Below are 2,748 nucleotides of genomic sequence, written 5' to 3' on the forward strand. Positions count from 1 at the left end.
AGAAAGCGAGTCCTGAGTGGGTACTGGACGCGGACATCGCCGGATGCTTCGATCAGGCATCTTGATGCTCCTGTGAAAAACGCACACGGTTGAGCTGACCTTCACGCAGTTGGTGCAGTTGCTCGAGCGTACTGGGGTTGTCGGGAAAAAGGTAGAGTCTGGTGACTGGATCAGGCGCCAGTTCAATGGTGCCATTGTGCAGACGATCATAGAGCCAGTGGCGTGGGACGGCGAGCCGCTCGGCCACTTGCGGCACGGTCAGATAGCCCACGATGCGGCGCGGATGGGATTGATGGCGTGTCTGCAGACAGCCGTGGCGCAGTCGGATCGTCTTGACGGTACTGGGCAGGACGGTCGTGCCCATGGGTGAGCGAAAACCTTCGCGCGTGAGCATCTCGGCCATCTCCGCGTCGTCTCGCCCCTCAGCGAAGAGGGCCAAAATGCGCTCGGTCATGGCCGTGCCCTGCGCGTACTCGGCCAAGGATCCCACGGGCAGCGGGATATCGAGGGTGGTGACCTGCTCGCCTTTCCAGACGAGGCGCAGATGCACCTGATCGGACGCGGTGCGCTGCAGCACGACCTTGTCGATGAGGCAGCGTAGAAAGGCCTTTTGCTGCTCGCGGGCGAGCTGATCCCACACGGTGGGCAGCTGTTGACCGAGCGTGGTGAAGGCCGCCTTCAGCTGGGGGTCGAGCGTCTCGCTCGCGCCCGTGCAGGACGTCTCCTGCGCGAGCGCCTGCTCGGCGTCGCGCACCTCGCGCAGGGCCTGCTCCCAGCGGCTCTCGAGCTCGGCGGCGACCAAGCGGTTGTCCGGATCGACCTGCAGGAACTGCCGCTCGGCGAGTGCGAGCTGATAGCGCAGACGCTGCAGTTGCTGCGCCCGAGCCTGCTGTAGCGCCTGTTGGGTGCGGTGGCGCTCGGCCATGGCGGCCGTATAGGCATCGAACTCGACCGGGGCGAGCGCGGCGAAGAAAGCGGCGATGACCGCCTCATCGATGGGGTTAGCCGGGATGTACTGGCAGACTGACTCGCGAAACTGCTGCCGCAGATAGTTGCAGAGGTAATGGGCGCCGCCCTTGTATTGGATGACCATCTTGTGGCCGCACACCCCGCAGTAGACCAGGCCCTGGAGTAAGGCCTGACCCGGACGCGGGATGCCGCGGGTCTTGTTGCGATCGTACTCGGCGTAGTTGTCTTGCAGCATGGCCTGAATGCGCTCGAAGGTGTCCCAGGAAATATAGGATGGGTATTTGTCTTTCACGCAGACCTTCCATTCGTTGATCGGCAGGCGGCGTTGACGGGCGTGCTGGGGGCCAGGGCCGCTGCGCTCAGTGCGCGTGCGCCCGTAGACGAAGGCCCCGGCATAGGCCGGATTGCGCAGGATGGCGACGACCGACGCCACACTCGGGCGGCGCCAGGTGATGTCACCAAAGCGATCACGGCGCGGCAAGGTCAAGGCTTGCTCGCGCAGCACGCGCACCACCTGCGCGGCCGAGTGCTGCGTGAGAAACGTCTCGAACACCAGCGCCACGCGCGCCTGCACCTCGCGGTTGGGGTCCTTGACCACCGTGCCCTGGGGCTCGCGCACCAGGCCGACCGGAAGGGTTAGAGCCAGCTCACCGCGCTCGGCCTTGTTGAGCAAGCCCGCCGTAAGGCGCAGGCGAATGGTATGCAGCTCCAGCTCCGAGATCTGGCCCTTGAGCCCAAGCAGCAGGCGCCCATTGGGTGTGCCGGGATCATAGAGACCGTCGCGCTCGCCAATGAGACACTGCTTGTAGCCACAGAGATCCAGCAGCGGATACCAGTCGGAGCAGTTACGCGAGAGGCGGGTCACATCGATCGAGAGGATGAGGCCCACCTGCCCAAGCGTGACTTGGCTGAGAAGCTCCTTGAACCCTTCGCGATGCTGAGCGCTGGCGGCTGTAAGTCCCAGATCGCTGTCGATGACCTGGATGTCCGCCTCATGCCAGCCCAGCTCCAAGGCGCGTGAGCGCAGGGCATACTGCAGGCGCAAGCTCTCCTGGTTGGTCAGCACCTGATGGGGGCTGGACTGGCGAATATAGATGACGGCCCGACGCGCCAGATGACTCGGGGTGATCAGTTCGTGCGGCATGAAGGATCTCCTGAGCGACGGCGGTCAAGTCGGCGAGGATGCGGTGTTGGCACTCGGCACTGAGGCTGTGCCAGAGGAGGTCGGGGGCGATGGGCATAAGCGTAACCGTTCGGCAAGCGTGACCAGCTCGGTCAGCGCCTGTACGGTCAGCTTCGCGGGCGGGCGGCGCTCGGACAGAACCCGATCGGTGGCCACGAGGGGCAGGCGTAGAAAGACACCCTCTCGATAGACCACCAGCACATAGGTTTGTCCGCCGACGGGCGCCAAACGGCGCAAGAGTGTGAACCGGCGCCCAAAAAGCGGGTGGGTTGGATCGGTGACCTCGACTTCGGGCAGCGGCTCAGCGGCTGGGTTGTTGACGGGGGTATCGAGGTAGGGGATCGTTCGACCACCTCTCGCATGCCCACTTAATGCGCTTCCTGGAACATCGCATCGCCGATCCCAACTTCCTGCGGATCGTGCGGCGCTTCCTGAAGGCCGGCATCATGGAAGACGGCGCGTTTACCGCGAGCGACGCAGGCGCCCCGCAAGGGGGGCTGGTCTCGCCCGTGCTGAGCAATATCTATCTGCATTACGTGCTCGACCTCTGGTTCGAGAAACGGTTTGCGGTGAGCTGCGCGGGCAACGCCTACCTG

The 2,748-nt window shown here is 64.3% G+C and carries 1 protein-coding gene and 1 pseudogene; one reads left to right on the plus strand and one right to left on the minus strand.

The features are described 5' to 3' along the window. Positions 1-52 precede the first annotated feature (52 nt). Positions 53-2,113 (minus strand): recombinase family protein, encoded by a 2,061-nt coding sequence (locus QZY48_RS22380; RefSeq protein ID WP_295435300.1) that lies wholly within the window; start codon positions 2,111-2,113, stop codon positions 53-55. Positions 2,114-2,523: 410 nt separating this feature from the next. Between QZY48_RS22380 and QZY48_RS22385 the strand changes: the two are divergent. After that, a pseudogene (locus QZY48_RS22385) lies at positions 2,524-2,748 on the plus strand (group II intron reverse transcriptase/maturase); the annotation flags it as partial.

Source organism: uncultured Thiodictyon sp. (assembly GCF_903828115.1).
Lineage (GTDB): Bacteria > Pseudomonadota > Gammaproteobacteria > Chromatiales > Chromatiaceae > Thiodictyon.

What these genes read in the sequence shown, in the direction of transcription:
- QZY48_RS22380 (WP_295435300.1), bottom strand. Translation starts at nt 2,113, where the DNA reads ATGCCGCACGAACTGATCACCCCGAGTCATCTGGCGCGTCGGGCCGTC.